Source organism: Abyssibacter profundi, assembly GCF_003151135.1.
GTDB lineage: Bacteria > Pseudomonadota > Gammaproteobacteria > Nevskiales > OUC007 > Abyssibacter > Abyssibacter profundi.
This window is the reverse complement of record NZ_QEQK01000007.1, coordinates 215,739-234,865: the sequence shown is the minus strand read 5'-3', so window position 1 is coordinate 234,865 and position 19,127 is coordinate 215,739. Positions and strand designations below refer to the sequence as shown.

Genomic DNA, 19,127 nt, shown 5'->3' with positions numbered 1-19,127 from the left:
TCGATACCATCGAATAGCTCTGGCCAAGGAGGAGCCGTATGACTGATCGTCGCGTCTTTGACGCCACGTTGTCCGACCAGACCGATGCTGACCCGACCGAGACGCGGGAATGGCTGGATGCCTTCGAGGCAGTGATCGAGCTGGAAGGCCCCGAGCGGGCGCATTTTCTGCTGGAAAGCTTGCTGGAGCGCTCACGGCGCGGCGGCACGTTTATTCCGCACTCGCCCTACACGGCTTACATCAACACCATCCCTCCGCATAGCGAAGCCAAGAGTGATGGCGACCATGCACTGGAATGGAAGATCCGGTCGCTGATTCGCTGGAATGCGACCGCCATGGTGGTGCACGCCAACCGCGAGCACGATGGCATTGGCGGGCATATCGCCAGTTTCGGATCGGCCGCGACGCTCTACGACGTGGGCTTCAACCACTTCTTCAAGGGGCCGGATCACGAGACCGGTGCCGACCTGGTCTACGTACAGGGCCACAGCGCACCCGGCATTTACGCCCGCGCGTTTCTGGAGGGTCGGCTCAGCGAGGATCAGCTCCACCGGTTCCGCACCGAGACCCAACCCGGCGGCTTGTCGAGCTATCCCCATGCCTGGCTGATGCCGGATTTCTGGTCGCTGGCCACCGTGTCCATGGGCCTGGGGCCGATCATGGCGATTTATCAGGCGCGGCTGATGAAGTACATGGAGAACCGCGGTCTGACCAAGACAGAGGGCCGCAAGGTCTGGTGCTTCTGCGGCGATGGTGAGATGGATGAGCCGGAATCGCTTGGCGCCATCGACATCGCCTCCCGCGAGGGGCTGGACAACCTGATTTTCGTCGTCAACTGCAACCTCCAGCGCCTGGATGGCCCGGTGCGTGGTGACAGCAAGATCATCCAGGAGCTGGAAGGCACGTTCCGGGGGGCGGGCTGGAATGTCATCAAAGTGATCTGGGGCTCGGCCTGGGATCCGCTGATCGCCCAAGACCGCGACGGCAAGTTGCTGCAGCGCTTCAACGAGGCGGTGGATGGCGAGTACCAGAACTTTAAGTCCAAGGGTGGCGCGTACACGCGCGAGCATTTTTTCGGTAAATACCCGGAACTGAAGGAAATGGTTGCCCGCATGTCGGACGACGACATCGCCCGGCTGAATCGCGGCGGCCATGATCCGCACAAGGTCTACGCGGCCTATCACCATGCGGTGAACGACGCCGATGGCCGGCCCACGGTCATCCTCGCCAAGACCGTCAAGGGCTATGGCATGGGCGAGGCCGGTGAAGGTCAGAACATCACCCATCAGCAGAAGAAGATGGGCGAGGAGGCCTTGCGCAAGTTCCGCGACCGCTTCCAAATTCCGATCAGTGACGATGCGATCAAGGATGTGCCGTTCTACCGGCCGGACGAGGATTCGGAGGAAATCCGCTATCTCAAGGCGCGGCGCGAAGCCCTCGGCGGCTCGCTGCCACAACGTCGGGTTGCCCAAGAGTCGCTGACACTCCCCGGGCTGGATGCGTTCAGTTCGGTGACCAAGGGGTCGGGGGATCGCGAGATTTCCACCACCATGGCCTTTGTCCGCATTCTGCAGACGCTATGCCGCGACAAGCAGATCGGTCAGCGCATCGTGCCCATCGTGCCCGATGAGGCGCGGACCTTTGGCATGGAAGGCATGTTCCGGCAGCTGGGCATCTACTCGCCGGTGGGTCAGCTCTACGAGCCGCAGGATGCCGACCAGCTCGCGTTTTATCGCGAGTCCACCGACGGTCAGATCCTGGAGGAAGGGATTACCGAAGCCGGGTCCATGTCGTCGTGGATTGCCGCGGCCACCAGCTACGCCAACCACCAGACCACGCTGATCCCGTTCTACATCTTTTATTCGATGTTCGGCTTCCAACGCATCATGGATCTGGCCTGGGCCGCCGGCGACATGCGGGCTCGGGGTTTTCTGATCGGCGGCACGGCCGGGCGCACAACGCTCAATGGCGAGGGTTTGCAGCATCAGGATGGACACAGCCATTTGCTCGCCGATTGCATTCCCAACTGCCGGGCCTACGACCCCACATTCGGCTACGAGATCGCCGTCATTGTTCAGGACGGCCTGCGGCGCATGTTTGCCGAGGGTGAGGATGTCTTCTACTACCTGACCTGCGAAAACGAGAACTACGCGCATCCCGAGCTGCCCGAGGGCGTTGAGGATGGCATCAAGCGCGGGATGTACCGCCTGCGCAGCGGGGATGGCCGTAAGAAGAAACGCGTACAGCTGCTGTCTTGCGGTTCGATTCTCCGCGAGGCCATGGCCGCTGCCGAGATGCTGGAAGGAACCTACAAGGTCGCTGCCGATGTCTGGAGTGTCACCAGCTTTACCGAGCTGCGGCGCGACGGCCTGGATTGCGACCGCTGGAACCTGCTGCATCCCGACGAGGAGCCGCGTGATCCCTTCGTCACCCGGCAACTGGCCGAGGTGGACGCCCCGGTGGTGACAGCCACGGACTACATGAAGACATACGGGGATTTGATCCGACCCTGGGTTCCCCATACCTACCGGGTGCTGGGCACCGACGGCTTTGGTCGCTCCGATACCCGCGAGGCGCTGCGAGACTTCTTCGAGGTCGATCGGCGATGGATTGTGCTGGCCGCCCTGCAGTCGCTGGTGGCTGACGGCACGCTGGAGCGCAAGGTGCTGTCCAAGGCCATCAAGGATCTCGGCATCAATCCCGACAAGCCCAACCCGGTGACGGTATGAGCACGATCACGGTCAAGGTTCCTGATATAGGCGATTTCGACGCCGTCGAGATCATCGAATTACTGGTCGCCGAGGGCGATACCGTGGCGGTGGAGGACGGACTGGTCTCCCTGGAGTCCGACAAGGCCACCATGGATGTACCGTCCACGGCCGCCGGCAAGGTCAGCAAGCTGCTGGTCGGGGTGGGCGACAAGGTGGCCGAAGGTGATGCCGTGGCCAAGATCGAGGCCGAGGACGCCGAAACACCCGATGACGCGCAGGATGCGGACGCCGACGAGACGGATGCATCTGATGAAGCGCCCGACGCTTCCACCGCCGATGAGTCGGAGCCCGCAGAGGCCGGCGGCGACGGCGAGGGCCAGTCCGATGACGCCGGCGCCTCCGATGGCGAGGAGGTCGAGGTCACCGTGCCGGATATTGGTGATTTCGATGCCGTCGAGATCATCGAGGTGCTGGTCGCAGAGGGTGATGCAGTCGAGGTCGAACAGGGTCTGGTGACGCTGGAATCCGACAAGGCGACCATGGATGTCCCCTCGACCGTGGCCGGGACCCTGGTCCGACTGGCCGTGGGCTTGGGTGATTCCGTCCGCCAGGGTGATGTCGTGGCCGTGGTGCGCGCAGCGGGCGGCGACAAGCCTGCAGACAGCGGTGCCCAAGACGGCGGGGCCAAGCAAAGCGAGGCCGGTCAGGCGGAACAGCCGTCCCAACGCACGGCATCTGCTGATCAGGATCAGCCGGCTGCGGCGCCCAAACCCAAGCCGTCGACCGAACAACCCTCGCGGGATGACCCCACCACCCGCAGCGGCGTGCCGGCCCATGCCTCGCCGGCCGTGCGCAAGTTTGCGCGCGAGCTGGGTGTCACCCTGCAGGGCGTCAAGGGCAGTGGTCCCAAGGGGCGCATCCTCAAGGAAGATGTCCAGAGCCACGTCAAGGGCGTGATGAAGAGTGCCAGTAGCGAGGCGGCCGTCAGCGCCGGTTCGGGGCTGCCACCGCAACCGGATGTGGACTTCAGCAAGTTCGGCGACGTGGAAACCGTGGAGCTGGCGCGGATTCGCAAGCTGTCATCCAAGCACTTGCACAAGTCCTGGTTGCTCATCCCGCATGTCACCCAGTTTGCCGAGGCCGACGTCACCGACCTGGAGGCGTTCCGGCAGGCCGAGAAAGACAAGCACGCGGCCAAGCTCACCATGTTGCCGCTGCTGATCAAGGCGGTGAGCCATGCCATCGACCGGTTCCCCGAGTTCGCCAGTTCGCTGACGGCCGACGGCAACGCGCTGGTCATGAAGCATTACCGCCATATCGGGTTCGCCGCCGACACGCCCCATGGGCTGGTCGTGCCCGTGGTCAAGAACGTGGACCAGAAAGGCGTGATCCAGATCGCTGCCGAGACGGCCGAACTGGCGAAGAAGGCGCGCGATGGCAAGCTGGGGCCCGGTGACATGCAGGGCGCCGTGTTCTCGATCTCCAGCCTGGGGGGCATTGGCGGCACGGCGTTCACGCCGATTGTCAATTCGCCGGAGGTGGCCATTCTGGGCGTGTCCCGCAACGAGGTGAAGCCGGTCTGGAACGGCAGCGAATTCGTGCCGCGGACCCTGATGCCCCTGTCACTGTCCTACGATCACCGCGTCATCGACGGCGCGGCCGCGGCCCGGTTCGTGGTCTACCTGACCGAGCTGCTGTCGGACTATCGGCGGGTGCTGCTGTGACATGCCGCTGGCAGAGGCGCCGATGAGTCCGGCGCCTCTGCGCTGGCGTTACCGCATTCCGCTGGCGCTGCTGCTTTGGGTGGCCCTGGGCCTGCTCGTGGCGGGCCTGACCCAGCCCATGATCCGCTTCGAGCAGTTCTGGATCTTCTCCGACACGATCTCGCTGTGGAGCGGCACCATGACCCTACTGCGCAGCGGAGAGACGTTTCTTGGCAGCGTGTTGATGTTGTTTTCCATTCTGTTCCCGGTGGTCAAGAACGTCTGGCTGCTGGTGCTGATCCAGCTGGGGCGGCCGCATGGTTTCGGCATGCGCGTACTGGGCGCGTTGGGCAAGTGGTCGATGCTCGATGTATTCGTCATCGCCATTTTGATTGTCAGTGCGCGCCTGGACGGCATCACCGAGGCGCAGCTGCTGTCGGGCCTCTACTACTTCGTTGTGTCCATTGTGCTGGTCAATCTGGTGTCGACGGTGATCACGCTACGCCCGAAGCGGCCCGAGACGACAGGCTGAGCATGGAGTGGTCCCAGGGCAAGGCGTGGTCGGTCTGGGTTTGGATGCTGCTGGTGGTGTTGTTGACCGGCTGCGGCGGGCGGTCGCAGCCCACGCTGCCCTGGTTGGGCGAGGACGCGGTCATTCTCGCGTTTGGCGATAGCCTGACCTATGGCACGGGTGCCAAACGCGACCAGAGCTATCCCGCAGTGCTGGAGCGTCTGGCTCAGCGGACCGTGGTCAACGCCGGCGTGCCGGGCGAGACCACGGCCGAAGGCCGCGAACGTCTGCCGGACGTGCTGGAGGCCGTCGACCCCGATCTGGTCCTGCTCTGCCTGGGCGGCAACGACATGCTGCGCAAGGGCAGTTTGCAGACCATGCGCAGCCATCTGGCGGCGATGATCGAAGAGATTCAGGCGCGGGGGCTGCCGTTGGTGCTGATCGCCGTGCCGGAGCCGGCGCTCATCGGCCTGGATGCGCCGCCGCAGTACGAATCACTGGCGGACGAATACGATTTGGTTCTGGTCGACGATGTCATGGCCGATGTGCTGTCGCAAAGCGGGCTGCGGTCGGATCGCATCCACCCGAACGCGGCCGGCTATCGGCAGATTGCCGAGCAGATTGCAGCCCAGCTGGAGCAGGCCGGCGCCTGGTAGCGGGCACGCTGTGCCCGGCAGGGACTCAGTCCGTGGTGTCCGCGCGATGACCGGCCTCTTCAAAGGCCGACATCGGTTCCAGGATTTCGGCCAGGGCGCGCCGCGCCGTGCTCGCCGTCACCGGCTGGAAGCGCAGCTGCGCACCCGGGCGCAGCTGACCCAACCGGGGCCAGTCTGCCGTGATCACCGCTCCCGGTTTGGGATAGCCGCCCATGGTCTGGCGGTCGGGTAGCAGCACGATGGGCTGGCCAGCAGGCGTGATCTGGATCGCGCCGGTACAAACGCCTTCCGAGTCGATGGTCTGCTCCGGTGTGGCGATGGCTGGGCCATCCAGGCGCAGGCCCATGCGGCTGGACTGCGCAGAGACGGTGAAGTGCGCGCTCGCCAACTTGCGCCGTGCAGCCCGGCCGAACTGGCGCCACTGAAAGCCCGGCAGCATGCGCAGGGTGACCGACTGGCTGTAGATGGGCTGATGGGCGGTGGGCAGGCCGTGAATCGGCGTGCCGGTATCCGGGCTCACGGGTAGGAAGTCACCGGTTTGCAGCGGCTCGCTGTCCCGGCCGTGCAGGCCGCCCAGGGCCTCGCGCGTCACCGAGGCCCGGCTGCCCAGCATGGGCCGGCTTTGTACGCCGCCGGCCAGCGCCAGATACGCGCAAAGGCCCGCTGGTTTGACGCCCACCGCAATGCGGTCGCCAGGCCTCACCGCATGGCCTTGCCAGGCCGGTTGGGTCCGATTGTTGATGCTGAGCGTGGCCGGTCCGGTGACCACCAGCGTGGTGGGGATCATGGCCTCCAATTCCAGCGGGCCCAGCGTGATCTCGACTGCTGCAGCATCGGCCGCGTTGCCGAGCAGGCGATTGGCCCAATCCAATGCGATCCAGTCCAGCGGTCCGCCTGTGGTGATGCCCAGCCCGTGGTGGCCAAAGCGACCCCGGTCCTGGATGAGCGACCGGGGGCCTGCGGCGCGGATGAGCAGGCCGTTCATGCGCCGGTACCGATCTGGCCGCCCAGGGCCAGAAAGCGGTCGCGATCGATGGGCTCGAACCGCACTTTGTCGCCCAACGCGTATGGCAGGGGCGGCTTGCGCTCGGGGTCAAACAAGACCACCGGGCACCGGCCCAGTACGTGCCAGCCGCCGGGCGACTCGGCCGGGTAGATGGCGGTCTGGTGCTCGGCAATGGCCACCGCGCCGGCTGGTACCCGCACTCGCGGCGTCGCGCGTCGGGGCCGGGCCAGTCGGCTGTCCAGCCCGCCCAGATAGGCGAAGCCGGGCGCGAAGCCAATGGCCCGGACGGTGTAGTCGGCCTGGCTGTGCCAGTCGATGACGGTTTCCCGCGTCACCCCGGCCGCCGCCGCGACAGCGCTTAAATCCCAGGCGACTTCGGGTCCGTAGTACACCGGCAGGGTCACGGTTTGTGCCGTGTCGTCGATACACGCCAATGGTGGGGCCAGTGCCTCGCGCAGCAGCCGGCGCACGGTCGCTGGGGCGGCGGAACCGGGGTCGAACAACACCAGCAGCCGGTTGCTCGAAGGCACCAGGTCAATCAAGCCGCGGCCCAGTGCGGCGGTTAGCTCGTCGGCGACTGCGTGGGTCGCGGCGCGGACAGCGGCGGGTGTGGGATCGCGGTGGATGGCCGGCTGTGCCGCACCGGGATTGGGCGCGGCCACGAGTTCGGCAATCAGTCCGCCGTCACCGGCCGCGCGAATCGGCCCGGCGAGCTGCACTGCCGCGGTCATGCCGACGCTGCGAGCGCCTGGCGCACGGCCTGGGCGATGCGGGTGGCCTGCGGCGTATCGCCATGAACACAGAGGGTGTCCGCCTGCATGGCGATTCGACGACCGGATGCCGTGACCAGCCAGCCCTCGAGCAGCGCGCGCACCTGTGCGGCCGCCGACTCGGCGCTTAACAGGGCGCCGGGCTCGGAGCGCGGCAGCAGGCGGCCATCGTCGCCGTAGCCCCGGTCGGCGAATGCTTCGGTCCACAGCAATACGTCCGCCCGGCGGGCAGCGATCGCGATGGCACTGTCCGGCGACCCGGCGGGAACGACCAGAGCCAGCGCCTGCCGGGCTGCGATGTCGGCCAGCACCTCGGCCACGGGTTCGCAATCCAGCATGTCGTGGTACAGCGCGCCGTGTGGTTTGCAGTATCGAACGGACTGGCCCGCCGCTTGGGCAATGTCCCGTAAGCCGCGCAGCTGTTCGAGCAGCGTGGCTTGCAGCGCCTCCTGGCTCATTTGCATGGACTGACGTCCGAAGCCTGCAGGGTCCGGGTAGGACGGATGCGCGCCGATCATGACCCCATGCCGGGCAGCCAGCGCCACGGTGGCACGCATCGATTCGGCATCGCCGGCATGTCCTCCGCAGGCCACGCTGGCCTGATCGATCAGCGGCATCAAGTCGGCGTCATCGCCGCAGCCTTCTCCCAGATCGCAGTTCAGATACACGCAAAGCCCTGGTCGTCGAGATCGAGAACGCGAAGTGTATCGCCGCCGGGCCGGGGCGTCGGTCGGCCTAGCTGCGCGCCGCCAGCCATTGGGTGATTGCCGGCCAGGTGTCCGTGGCGGTTTGCGTGCCGGCGAGGATGGACATGTGACCGCCGGGAATGCCGAGAGCCTGGGTGTCCTGGCTGCCGACCAGGTCTAGCAAGCTGCGGCTGGACTGGGGCGTGACCACCGGGTCGCCCTCGCCGGCGATCAGCAAGATGCTGGCGGTGATGCGATCCAGACGGGCATCGCTGCCGGCGATGGGGAGTCGGCCGGCGGCCAGCAGGTTGTCGCACCACAGGTGTTGCAACACGTCCTGCACCACGCCGCCGGGGTAGGCGACCATGTCGTCCACGAACGCCGAGTTGGTGGCGTGGGCCGCGACCCGGTCACGGTCCTGCAGGCGGCGCAGCAGGTCCAGGTGGGGGCGCAGGCTCGCCACCGGGCTGGTCAGCTTGTACATCGTACTGTTGAGCCAGCCGGGCGAGCGGAACACGCGCGGGGGCATGGCGTGGGGACGCAGCCGGCGGATGCGCCCCACCCGGCGGACCAGTCGGCCAATCCGTTGTTGCTGACGACCGACGATGCCGTTGTTGTGGTAGTCGCAGGGGGCGCCGACCAGCACCAGATTGCGGATGTCCGGATCCTCGCTCCAGGCGGTATAGGCATAGGCAAACAGGCCACCAAAACTCCAGCCATGCAGGCTGAGCTGCCGGGTGCCCGCATGGGTGCGCACCCGAGCCAGCAGATCGGGCAGCAGCTTGGTGATGTAGGTGGCCAACTGCCAGTGATCCTCGGCCGGGCCAGGACGGCCCCAGTCCAGCAAATAAACCGGAAATCCTTGCTCCAGCAGATGACGGACCAGGCTGCGGTTGGGGAATAGATCGTAAATCGACATGTTCACGGCCAATGGCGGCACGATCACGACCGGGGTTGGGTGGCGCGTTTTGGCCTCATCCAGTGGCGGGTACCACCGGAGCTGGACGATGCCTTGGCGTTGCAGCACCTGAAACGGCGTGTGCTCCGATTGGATCAGGGCGGCGGGATTGCGGATGCGGTCTCGCAGATTGCCAAGGCCGTGTTGAACCTGGCGAAATCGGGTGGCGGGTCGGGTCATGGGGTGTCCGGGTCGGGCTGGCTGCAATGGGGTGCCGCAGTGGGCAGGGGGCGCCGTTGTATGGCAGGCGCATACAACAAGGCCGGCATGATGCCGGCCTTGTTGCTGGATGTTGCCGGCGGGTTACCAGATTTGCACGCGGTCTTCCGGTGCCTTCCACATGCCGTCACCGGGACGGGTGTTGAAGGCCTCATGGAAGGCTGGAACATTCTCCAGTGTGCCGTTGGCGCGGTACTCGCTGGGGGAGTGCGGATCGGACTTGATGCGTTCGATCAGTGCTTCTTCCCGGTACTTGCGAGCCCAGACCTGCGCCCAGCCGATGAACAGCCGCTGCTCGCCGGTGTAGCGGTCCAGCACCGGTGCCGGCCGGCCGTTTAGCGCCAGCTTATAGGCCTCGTAGGCGATGCTCAGGCCGCCCAGATCGCCAATGTTCTCGCCCAGCGTGAGCTGGCCATTGACCTTGTACCCAGGAATCGGCTCGTAGGCGTTGTATTGCTCGATCAGCTGCTTGCCCAGGGCATCGAAGGCCTGGCGGTCGGCGTCGGTCCACCAGTTGTTGAGGTTGCCCTCGCCATCGAATTTGGAGCCCTGATCGTCAAAGCCATGACCGATTTCGTGCCCGATGACGGCACCGATGCCACCGTAGTTGATCGCGTCTTCGGCTTCGAGGTTGAAGAACGGCGGCTGCAGGATGGCAGCCGGGAAAACGATCTCATTGGCGACCGGGTTGTAGTAGGCGTTCACGGTCTGCGGGGTCATGTGCCATTCGTCCGGGTCGACCGGGCCACCCAGCTTGGCGATTTCACGGCGTGATTCCACCAGGTTGGAGCGCACCATGTTGCCGAACAGGTCGTCGGCACGGACTTCCAGCGCCGAGTAGTCCTTCCACTTGTCGGGGTAACCGATCTTGGGCTTGAAGGTCGCCAGCTTCTTCAGCGCCTCCGCCTTGGTGTCATCGGTCATCCACTCCAGTTCCTTGATCGACTGCTCGTAGGCCAGCAGCAGGTTGTCGACCAGGCGCTCCATGCGTGCCTTGGCGATGGGTGGAAAGTGCTCGGCGACGTAGATGCGTCCCAGGACTTCGCCCAGCGATTCTTCCACCACGGCCACGCCACGCTTCCACCGGGGACGGATTTCCGGTGTGCCGCGCAGGGTCTTGCCGTAGAAATCGAAGTCGCCGTTGACGAATTCCTGCGACAGGTAAGGGGCGTAGTCATCGATGACCTGCCACTTGAGATAGGCCTGCCAGGTGGCCAGGTCTGTGTTGGCGATCAGATCGCTGGTGGCTTCGAAAAAGCTGGGCTGGGCGACGACAACGGCATCGAGCTCGATACCCATCTCGGTGAGAAAGGTGGCCCAGTCGAAATTCGGTGTCAGTTTCGCCAGCTCGTCGACCGTGACCTTGTTGTAGGTCTTGGAGATGTCCCGGCTATCGACCTTGGTCCACTGCATGCGGGCCAGCTCGGTCTCGAGATCGAAGATGGCCTCGGCCTTGGTCGCCGGTGCCTCGATACCGGCCAGCGTCAGCATCTTTTCGATATGTGCACGATAGGCCTTGCGAATCCGGGCAAAGTCTTCGGTGTCTTCCAGGTAGTAATCGCGATCGGGTAGGCCGGTGCCGGACTGTACGAAGTACACCGTGTACTGGTCCGACTGCTTGGCGTCCTGCCAGATGTAGGCGCCGTAGATGCCGCCGATGTTGACCAGCTGATGGTGGGCCATCAGCGCGGGCAGCTCGTCGGTGGAGGTCAGCGCATCGATGCGGCCGAACTCCTCTGCCAAGGGTTTTGCGCCCAGGGCGTTCACGGTTTCGACGTCCATGAAGCTGGTGTAGAAATCGCCGATCTTCTGGGTGTCCGAGCCGGGTGCAGCGTCCGTCTCGGCGGCCGTTTCAATGATGCTGCGCAGCTGCTGTTCGGCACGGTCGTCCAGCACGCTGAATGCGCCGTAGTTGGAGCGATCGGCGGGAATTTCGGTTTCTTCCAGCCAGGTGCCGTTGACCCAGCGGTAGAAGTCTTCCTGCGGCTGGACCGAGTCGTCGAAATGGGCGTGGATTACGCCGGACGCCAATGGTGCCTGCGGCTGCGGTGATTCGGCGGTTTCCACCGCCTGAAAATGCGAACAGGCGGACATGCCGATGACGGCACCGCCTAGCAGTACGTGTTTAATCACTGATAACTCTCTTGATGTCACCCGCGCAGACGAGCAGCGTCTGCAAGTCCCCCTGCGGGCCAGAAAACCCCACACGGCGCGTCGATGCGCGCCGTGCTGCTTGGAAAGCAGGATGCGTGACAAGTTCAAGCGGTCGCAAGCCTGCCGGTCGAAACCAGGGCGTACTCAGGCGCCAAGCGTGCTCAAACCGTCGTCCAGATAGCCCAGCAAACGCTGCATATGCGGCAGTGTGCGTCGGCAGCCAATCAGGCCGAATTCCAGGCTGTCGGCGTAGCTGTTGAGGGTGATATTCAGCGCCGCGCCGTCGATGGGAATGGACACCGGATAAACCCCTTCGACCGCCGCGCCGTTCCAGTACAGCGGCTCGGGCGGTCCCGGCACGTTGGAAATGATGACATTGAACGCCTGCCAGCCCGGATTAATCCCCAGGGCCATATTGGCGCCGTGGGCCGCCATGACGGTGGTCATGTACGCGAGGATTTCGCCCTGACTCAAGCGGGAAAATCGCTGCTTGCTCTGGTTGACCGAGCGCACCGTCGTATCCAGGCGCTCGAGGGGGTCGTCCAGGTGTGTCGCCAGGTTGGCGAGAATCATGGCGACCTGGTTGCCGCCCTCGGAGTCATCGCGGCGCATGGACACCGGCACCATCGCGACCAGCGGTTTGTCCGGCAGCTCGCCCAGGTCCAGCAGATAGCGTCGCAGCGCCGAACCGCACATCGCGAGCACGATGTCATTAATCGTGGCCTGGTGGCGGTCGGCGGCGTCGCGAATTCTCGCCATGGCGTAGGACTGCGCAGCAAACCGGCGACTGCCCGAGATGCGTTGGTTGAACAGGCTGCGGGGGGCCTGGAACACCGAGACATAGTCCGGGTCGGTCTTGCGCGCCCGGATGGACCGCAACACTTCCGTGGCCACGGTCTTGGCAGAGCCGGCGTGGCGCCTGAACTGCGAGGCCGCGTCGGCAAGGGCAGTGAGCGCGGTGGTGCTGCGTTCCGGTGTCGCAGCGTCCCGGATGCGTGGCGGCACCGCCCAGGGTGCGACCACGGTCGCAGCAGGGTCGGTTGAGGTGACGCGCTGCATCAGCTTCATCGCGGCCACGCCGTCGACCAGCGCATGGTGCACCTTGATGTACAGGGCAATGCGCCCATCCTGCACGCCCTCGATGACATAGGCCTCCCACAGGGGCTTGCTGCGATCCAGCAACGCCGAGTGCAGTTTGGAGACCAGGGCCAGCAGTTCGCGGATGCGACCGGGTTCGGGCAGCGACAAATGGTAGACATGCGAGTCCAGGTCGAACTCCTCGTCGCGTGTCCAGCACCAGACCCCGGCACGGCGGTGCAGGCGTTGGTTGAACGGCGCCTCCGGTTGCTGGTAGGCGAGCATGTCGCGAAGCAGTGTCTGCGCGTAGTCGGGGCCGGCATCGGCTGGTGGGCGCGCCAGGATCAAGCCGCCTACATGCATGGGCTGGTTGCGCCGCTCCAGCAGCAGAAAGCCCAGGTCCATCGGGTTGACGGGTGTCACAGGCGTTGCTCCCCGCTGACGATGGCCTGCGCCAGCTGCTCGGTGAGCCGCTGGTAGCCCGAGTCGGCATCCAGTAGCACGTAGACCGGGTCGGGCAGCGTGGTCGGATCAAAGCCCTGGGCTTTCAGATCGACCTTGCGGTACTTGAACGTGCCGGTGGTGTCCTGCTCGTCCCGCAGGCGGATGAAGACCGGGACGGCATAGGCGGGCAAGGCCTGTAGCAGGTGCCGGGCCAGCGCCTGACCATCGAACGGGGTGTCCGGCGTCAGCGTCAGGGCGGCCATGCCGGCGCGCCCGTCATGGCCAGCGACCTGCACCCCGTAGACCACGCCGTGCTCGACCCCCGGTGTCTTGGCGAGGACACCTTCGACCTCGCCGGTGGCCACATTCTCGCCCTTCCAGCGGAAGGTGTCGCCGGTGCGGTCCACGAATTGGATGTGGCGCAGGCCCTGGCGCCGGACCAGGTCGCCGGTATTCAACCAGCAGTCTCCCTTGCGGAACACATCGCGCAGCAGCTTGCGCTCGCTGGCCTTGGGGTCGGTATAGCCATCGAAGGGCCGGCGCTTGGTGATCTTGCTGATCAGCAGGCCAACCTCGCCCGTGCCCACGCGTTGCATGCGCTGGCGCTTGCCCTGGCGGATCGGTGCATCGGCTTCGGTATCGTAGGCCACCACCGCAAAGGCCATGGGCGTAAACCCCGCCGTCCGGTCGACGCCAAATGCATTGATGAACGCGATATTGGATTCGCTGGCGCCGTAGAACTCGTAGATGCGCTCAATGCCAAAGCGCTGCTCGAAGTCGGCCCAGATCTCGGGGCGGAGTCCGTTCCCGGTAATCAGGCGCACGGCGTGGTCACGGTCTCTTGCGGATGGCGGCTGGTTTAACAGATAGCGCAGCAGCTCGCCGATGTAGCAGAACGCGGTGGCTCCGTTATCGCGAATCCGGTCCCAGAACCGGCTGGCGCTGAATTTACGGTCCAGTGCCAGGCAGGCGCCGGCGGCGAGCACGCTGCTCCAGGACACCGTGAGCGCGTTGTTGTGGTACAGCGGCAAGCAGACGTAGAACACATCGTCGCGATGCAGGCGCAGCGTGGCATTGCCGACTCCGCCCATGGCCGACAGCCAGCGGTAATGCGTCATCACTGATGCCTTGGGCAGCCCTGTCGTGCCCGAGGTGAAGATGTAGAAGCAGGGCTGGTCGGCCTGCACGGCTCCTGTGCTCGCCGGGTTGCGGCTGGTCTGGCGTCCGGCCAGCCGGTCGATGTCCTGCCAGCCGTCCGGGGCAGGCTGTGCGTCGTCGCCGCCGTGCCAATACCAGCGGCAGTCGCTCGCCGAATCGGGCCCCAGCTCTGCCGATGCCATCGTCTCGGCACACTCGGCGCTGATGATGATGGCGCTGGGCGTGATCAGGTCGATGCTGTGGCGTAGGACCTCGCCACGCTGATTGTGATTGAGCAGGCCGGCCACCGCGCCCAGTTTGAGCGCCGCCGCAACACAGGCCAGCGCCTCGGGGCGGTTTTCCATCAGCACCGCAACGGTTTGTCCGGCGGTCACACCATCGGCAGCCAGCGCGGCGGCAATTCGATTCACCCAGGCATTGAACTCGCCGTACGACCAGGTGCGGCCCTCGAAACGCAGTGCCGGTGCGTTGGGTGTTTTGTTGGCCCAGTGTTCGATGACCCGGCCAATCGAATGTTGGCTGCCCGGGCGAATCGTCACCAGCTGATAAAGCCCACGTGCGATGGATGGCGTGTCGGGCACGCAGCGCACCATCCCGCGGGCAATATCGCCGAGGCCGACGCGTTTTTGTTCGGTCATAGTCGTCTCTCACTCATGGTCGTGTCCGGTTATTTGCCGACATCTCGTAGTTGCAGGTTAGCAGTGGATTCGGTGGACGGGACGCCTGGCTGTGGACGCGAACGCTTGCGCGGCCAGGGCGAGCGGACTACAGTCGTAGTTGAAACGAATACGAGCGTAGTTCAATGACACCCACCTCGGTCAGACTCGACGACGACATGCTGCAGTTTCTGGCCGGCATGGATCGAAGGCCGGACGAAACCAATGCCGATCTCATCCGGAAGCTAATGGCCGAGGCCCGCCAGATGCGGGAGGGATTTGGGGACTACCCTGCCGCCATGCGGTTGTTCGGTGGCTTTGCGTCACGTGCGGATGCGGAGATCAAGGTGCTCGAGGATGCCGCTGATCAGCATTCCGAGCTGGTGGCGCGTGCAATGAATCTGATGAGCGACAGCTTCGCGTTTGCCATCAGTACCGCCGTGTCCAGCGAGGCTCGGCCTGCCGAGCAACTGCGCAAACTTGAGATGGGTCTTGCGAAGCGGTTGATGAGCATGGCGGAAGTGTTGTTGCAGCAGGCTGTCAGCAACTACGCCAGCACCTATGATCCGACTGGGCTTGAGCAGTCCATGCGCGGGAGAATGGCCGGATTGGCCAAACTGGCATCGATTGCGTCAGATGTAACTAACGGAGAGGAAAGGTCATGAGCGAATCTCTTGCCGCCCGGGTGGGGCGAATTGTGAGTGGAGGACTCAACGCGCTGGTGGATGCCGTGGAAGGGCAGGCGCCAGAGGCCGTGATGGAGCAAGCAATCCGCGAAATCGACAGCGTGATTGCAGATGCTCGTCTCGAGCTGGGAGGGGTATCGGCCAACCTGCACCTCGCAACGCGTCGTCATGCCGAAGAGTCGAACAAGCTGGAGTCTCTGCGAGAGAAGGCGGAGATCGCTATCGAAAGCGGCCGCGATGATCTAGCGACTGCCGCTATCGAAGAGTCGCTGAGTATCGAGGACCAGGTGCCCGTGCTGGCGGAGCGCATGTCGGACCTGCGCATGCAGTCGGAAAAAATTGAAGGTTACATCCGAGCCTTGCAATCGAAGAAGCGCGAAATGCGTAGCGAACTGAAGGCGTTTCGCACTAGCCGTGCGGCTGCAGCCAGTCCGGGTGTCGATGGTGCAGCTGCGGGCGTCGTCAATCAGGCGGAGCGCGAGAATGCTGCTGAACAGGCGACCTCGGCCTTTGATCGTGTTCTGGAACGGCAGACCGGCTTGTCAGGGGTGGGCGCGACGGATGGCAAGCGTGCCGCGGCGCTTGATGAACTGGATAATCTGGCACACGAAAATCGGGTGCAGGCGCGCCTCGCTGCACTCAAGGCGCAGCGTCAGGGTTAAGCCATGCTGGAGGTCATCGGACAGCCGGGCTGTGAACCATTCGTTGTCGCCATTCTCCTCATGCTCGCTCTGCTGATGATCGAAGTCCTCAGTGCGGCACTGGGGCTTGGTGTCAGTGAGGCTGTTGAGCATTTGCTGCCCGACGCGTTGGTGGACCCGGCCGTCGAGGCCGACGTCGCGCCAAACAATTTGGGTCGTGCCCTGGGCTGGCTGCACATCGGCAAGGTGCCTTTGTTGATGATTCTCGTCTGTTTTCTGACGAGTTTTGGCCTCGTGGGCTGGGTGGGGCAGTCGTTGATGCACGGCATCTCAGGCTACCTGCTGCCCCCAGGGCTGGCCTCTCCCCTCGCGTTCCTGGCGAGTTTGCCGCCGACGCGTTGGGCGGCGGGTATCTTGGTGAGATTGATGCCCAAGGATGAGACCAGTGCAGTTTCGCTTGCCGGTTTCATCGGTGCGACCGCACGGGTGTCACTGGGCGATGCGACCATCGACCGGCCAGCCGGTGCTGTCCTGAGCGACCGACATGGTCAACGACACAATATCCGCGTCATCCCTGATGTGTCTGGCGATACGTTGAGTCAGGGCGAGCATGTGTTGTTAGTTGCGCAAGTCAAAGGTGCCCTGTTTCGGGCCATACCCGTGCCGAATTCGGCACTCATAGACAAGGAGTGAACCTCTGATGCTGACCGGCCCGCTGCTGATTGCCGCGATCATTCTGGGTGCCCTGGTGGCGCTTGGGCTGATCCTGATGCGACTGTACAAACGAGCCTCCAAGGATTTGGCCTTCGTTCGAACCGGATTTGGTGGCGAGAAAGTCATCAAGGACGGAGGGGCCCTGGTCCTCCCGGTCTTTCACGAGATCCGCCACGTCGGGATGAATACCCTGCGGCTGGAGGTCAGGCGGGCAAATGAGAACGCGCTGATCACGGCTGATCGCATGCGTGTTGATTGCTCGGCGGAATTCTATGTTCGGGTATCACCGGACGAGGCGTCCATCGGTGTTGCCGCGCAGACGCTGGCCGAGCGCACGACGAATCCGCAGTCGCTCAAGGAGTTGGTGGAAGGCAAATTCGTGGACGCACTGCGCGCCGTCGCCGCAGGCATGAAGATGACGGAGTTGCACGAGAATCGCACCACCTTCGTACAGGAGGTGAAGAACTCGGTGGCCGAGGACTTGGCGCAGAACGGTTTGGAACTTGAGTCAGTCTCACTGACTGGCCTGGACCAGACCGGGAAAGAGTACTTCAACCCCGACAATGCTTTTGACGCAGAAGGTCTGACTCAGCTGACCCGTCAGATCGAAGAAAAGAAGAAAGTCAGAAACGATATCGAGCGTGAGAACCAGGTGCTGATTGAGCAAAAGAACCTGGAAACCGAACGCCAGTCTCTCGAGATCAAGCGGGATAGTGAGTACGCCCGGTTCGCGCAGGAGCAGGAAGTCGAAATGCGTCGGGCGCAGACCGACGCGATGATCAAGGCGGAGCAGGCGGGCCGAAAGCGCGAATCAGAAGAGGCGGAAATTCAAGCGCAGCGCGACGTCAAGGTTGCCAGGGAGCAGGCGGCCAGAGATGAGCGATCGGCAAAGGTGGCGGCAGAGCGCGACGTGAAGATTGCGTCCCAGGATGCCGAGATCGCCACCTCCCTGAAGTCCCAGGAAGAGTCAGCAGCTGCTGCGGCTGCAGATGCGAAGCGGGCCGAGGCGGTGAAGGCCTCCGAACAGGTGCTTACTGTCCAGCAGGTGGCATCGGCAGAACGCGCCAAGGCGGTTCGCTTGGTGAAAGCGCGCGAAGACGCTGAGGAATCGGCTATTGGCGTGACCGTGGCGGCAGAGGCTGAGAAAGCCGCAGCGGAAGACCAGGCTGAGGCCGTGCGTATCGAAGCGCGTGCGCAGGCCGATGCGATTCGAACGCGAGCGGAGGCCGATGAAAAGCGCCTGGCGGTAGAGGCCGAAGGTGTACGCCTATTGAACGACGCTCGAAACATTCTGGGCTCGGAGCTCATCGGTCTGGATGTCAAGCTGGCCATGATCAACCGCTTGCCGGAGATCATCGCCGAACAGGTCAAGCCCCTCCAGGCCATTGATGGCATCAAGATCATGGACGTGCGGGGACTCAACGGCACAGCTGGTGGGGCGGCCCCCAGCGGGGCAGCTACGCCGGGCTCGGGCAATCTTGCGAATGACATGGTCAACGCGGCACTGGCGTATCGGGCTCAATCGCCTTTGCTTGATGCGCTCGTCAAGGAGCTGGGGCTAAAGGATCTTGCCCAGCTGGCTCAGGCAGTCCCCACGGGCGAAGAACTTGCAGAGGGCGATGAGGCCGACGCGGGCGAGGCACCGCCGGGCCAGCGTCTTGAGACCGACGAGTAGTTCATCGCCTGCATGCGTTGCGCATGGATACAACACGTGCCCTTTGAGGGGGCGGGGCTGATCAGCGAGTGGATGGCCGCACGGGGCTATGCGTTCGAGCGCATTGCCTTGTGGGATGGCGATGCGTTGCCCGACCCGGCCAGTCTGGATTTGCTGGTGATCATGGGTGGGCCGATGAATGTTGACGAGGAGTCGGCGTATCCCTGGCTGCAGGCCGAGAGGCGCTGGCTGCAGTCGGTGCTGGCCGGCGATGTCCGGGTGCTGGGCGTGTGTCTGGGTGCCCAGCTGATTGCCCGGGCCTTGGGTGCGCGTGTGTTTCGTGGGCCGGTACAAGAGGTGGGCTGGTTTCCGGTGACACGGGTCGCCGGTGTCCGGCATCCGGTGGGTGATGCGCTCCCGGCAAGCTTTGATGCCTACCACTGGCACGGCGATACGTTTGAGCTACCCGCCGGTGCGGTGCACCTGGCCAGCAGCGCGCTGTATGCGCAGCAGGCCTTCGCCGTGGGTGATCGCGTTGTGGGGCTGCAATGCCATTTGGAGACCACGCCTGCCAGCGCGCAGGACATCATCGACCATACGGATTTCACTCCGGGGCCGACGATTCAGTCTGCCGAGGCCATGATGGCGGACCCGGCGCGATTCGCCGCACTGCGCCCGATCCTCTTTGACCTGCTCGACCGCCTCAGCGCCTGCTGAGGGCGG

The 19,127-nt window shown here is 64.3% G+C and carries 16 protein-coding genes; 9 read left to right on the top strand and 7 right to left on the bottom strand.

Features of this window, described 5'->3' with window-relative positions; genetic code table 11:
• Positions 1-38 precede the first annotated feature (38 nt).
• Genes aceE through DEH80_RS09840 form a run of 4 tightly spaced genes read left to right on the top strand, consistent with a single transcriptional unit; the run spans position 39 to position 5,581 of the window.
• Complete coding sequence (gene aceE, locus DEH80_RS09855) at positions 39-2,729, top strand: pyruvate dehydrogenase (acetyl-transferring), homodimeric type (RefSeq protein WP_330408664.1); 2,691 nt, start codon at positions 39-41, stop codon at positions 2,727-2,729.
• Positions 2,726-4,435, top strand: a complete 1,710-nt coding sequence (gene aceF, locus DEH80_RS09850; RefSeq protein WP_109720317.1) for a dihydrolipoyllysine-residue acetyltransferase — start codon at positions 2,726-2,728, stop codon at positions 4,433-4,435. The genes aceE and aceF overlap by 4 nt, the downstream gene beginning before the upstream one ends.
• Before the next feature lie 22 nt (positions 4,436-4,457).
• Positions 4,458-4,946 (top strand): paraquat-inducible protein A, encoded by a 489-nt coding sequence (locus tag DEH80_RS09845; RefSeq protein WP_165831400.1) that lies wholly within the window; start codon positions 4,458-4,460, stop codon positions 4,944-4,946.
• A 2-nt stretch (positions 4,947-4,948) separates the two neighbouring features.
• Entirely contained in the window at positions 4,949-5,581 is a 633-nt protein-coding gene (locus DEH80_RS09840) for an arylesterase (RefSeq protein WP_109720315.1), read from the top strand.
• A gap of 25 nt (positions 5,582-5,606) precedes the next feature.
• On the opposite strand, the gene DEH80_RS09835 is transcribed toward DEH80_RS09840, so the two are convergent.
• From DEH80_RS09835 to DEH80_RS09805, 7 genes are all read right to left on the bottom strand, one after another.
• Positions 5,607-6,566, bottom strand: a complete 960-nt coding sequence (locus DEH80_RS09835; protein ID WP_109720314.1) for a 5-oxoprolinase subunit C family protein — start codon at positions 6,564-6,566, stop codon at positions 5,607-5,609.
• Positions 6,563-7,318: a 5-oxoprolinase subunit PxpB gene (gene pxpB, locus DEH80_RS09830; protein ID WP_109720313.1), complete on the bottom strand. Its 756-nt coding sequence runs from the start codon at positions 7,316-7,318 to the stop codon at positions 6,563-6,565. The genes DEH80_RS09835 and pxpB overlap by 4 nt, the downstream gene beginning before the upstream one ends.
• A complete protein-coding gene (pxpA, locus tag DEH80_RS09825; RefSeq protein ID WP_109720312.1) occupies positions 7,315-8,025 on the bottom strand; it encodes a 5-oxoprolinase subunit PxpA in 711 nt (236 codons plus the stop codon). Before pxpA ends, pxpB begins: the two co-directional genes overlap by 4 nt.
• Positions 8,026-8,092: 67 nt before the next feature.
• Positions 8,093-9,181, bottom strand: coding sequence for an alpha/beta fold hydrolase (locus tag DEH80_RS09820; RefSeq protein ID WP_109720311.1), 1,089 nt, complete (start codon positions 9,179-9,181; stop codon positions 8,093-8,095).
• 123 nt (positions 9,182-9,304) lie between these two features.
• Positions 9,305-11,353 (bottom strand): M13 family metallopeptidase, encoded by a 2,049-nt coding sequence (locus tag DEH80_RS09815; RefSeq protein ID WP_243412783.1) that lies wholly within the window; start codon positions 11,351-11,353, stop codon positions 9,305-9,307.
• Between the two features lie 165 nt (positions 11,354-11,518).
• The gene (locus DEH80_RS09810) at positions 11,519-12,874 is read right to left on the bottom strand and encodes a WS/DGAT/MGAT family O-acyltransferase (RefSeq protein WP_109720310.1); all 1,356 of its coding nucleotides are present in this window, start codon (positions 12,872-12,874) and stop codon (positions 11,519-11,521) included.
• Positions 12,871-14,691 carry a long-chain-acyl-CoA synthetase gene (locus tag DEH80_RS09805; protein ID WP_109720309.1) on the bottom strand — a complete coding sequence of 607 codons (1,821 nt, stop codon included), beginning with the start codon at positions 14,689-14,691 and terminating at the stop codon, positions 12,871-12,873. Before DEH80_RS09805 ends, DEH80_RS09810 begins: the two co-directional genes overlap by 4 nt.
• A gap of 164 nt (positions 14,692-14,855) precedes the next feature.
• Between DEH80_RS09805 and DEH80_RS09800 the strand changes: the two genes are divergently transcribed.
• From DEH80_RS09800 to DEH80_RS09780, 5 genes are read left to right on the top strand one after another with little or no spacing between them, the layout of a single operon-like run.
• The gene (locus DEH80_RS09800) at positions 14,856-15,374 is read left to right on the top strand and encodes a hypothetical protein (RefSeq protein WP_109720308.1); all 519 of its coding nucleotides are present in this window, start codon (positions 14,856-14,858) and stop codon (positions 15,372-15,374) included.
• Entirely contained in the window at positions 15,371-16,057 is a 687-nt protein-coding gene (locus tag DEH80_RS09795) for a PspA/IM30 family protein (protein WP_109720307.1), read from the top strand. The genes DEH80_RS09800 and DEH80_RS09795 overlap by 4 nt, the downstream gene beginning before the upstream one ends.
• Before the next feature lie 3 nt (positions 16,058-16,060).
• A complete protein-coding gene (locus DEH80_RS09790) occupies positions 16,061-16,729 on the top strand; it encodes a YqiJ family protein (RefSeq protein WP_109720306.1) in 669 nt (222 codons plus the stop codon).
• Positions 16,730-16,736: 7 nt separating this feature from the next.
• Positions 16,737-18,425, top strand: coding sequence for a flotillin family protein (locus DEH80_RS09785; RefSeq protein ID WP_109720305.1), 1,689 nt, complete (start codon positions 16,737-16,739; stop codon positions 18,423-18,425).
• Positions 18,426-18,461: 36 nt separating this feature from the next.
• Positions 18,462-19,121, top strand: a complete 660-nt coding sequence (locus DEH80_RS09780) for a type 1 glutamine amidotransferase (protein ID WP_165831399.1) — start codon at positions 18,462-18,464, stop codon at positions 19,119-19,121.
• Positions 19,122-19,127 lie beyond the last annotated feature (6 nt).